At 52.0% G+C, this 427-nt stretch carries 1 pseudogene; it reads right to left on the bottom strand.

Annotated features, from left to right (window positions below):
* Positions 1 to 311: pseudogene (locus GO013_RS16765) on the bottom strand (phage tail protein); the annotation flags it as partial.
* Between the last annotated feature and the right edge of the window lie 116 nt (positions 312 to 427).

Genomic DNA, 427 nt, shown 5'->3' on the forward strand with positions numbered 1-427 from the left:
GTGACTGCTTTAGTGTCATTTGTCCCTGATTGTATTTCACACGGCGTTGCTAATTTAAGAATTCCCTTGACGGCGGTGGCGGCATCCGGCGGGGTTAAATCCGTCGGGATCATGGAGACAATGGCATCATAGAGCTGTGTCAATTCGGCTCCGGATGGTTCCAGCCCGGCAGCTTCGATCACCTTCATGATTTCATCCTGTACCGAGTTCAACCATTTGGCATCGACCACTGTGGCTGGAATCCCTTGAGCCGGATTACCTTCGGTGAACCGATTGTTCTCGGTTGCTGTTGCGTTATCAATTCGTTTCATCAGTCCTCTCCGTAGGCAAAGATTAACAAGGTGTGGGCCGGGGCAATCCGTGACATCTGACATTCAAACTGTTTGTTGCCCCAACTGGCCAGGGGATCACCAGCGGAACTTCCGCC

It is taken from the genome of Pseudodesulfovibrio sp. JC047 (genome assembly GCF_010468615.1).
GTDB lineage: Bacteria > Desulfobacterota > Desulfovibrionia > Desulfovibrionales > Desulfovibrionaceae > Pseudodesulfovibrio.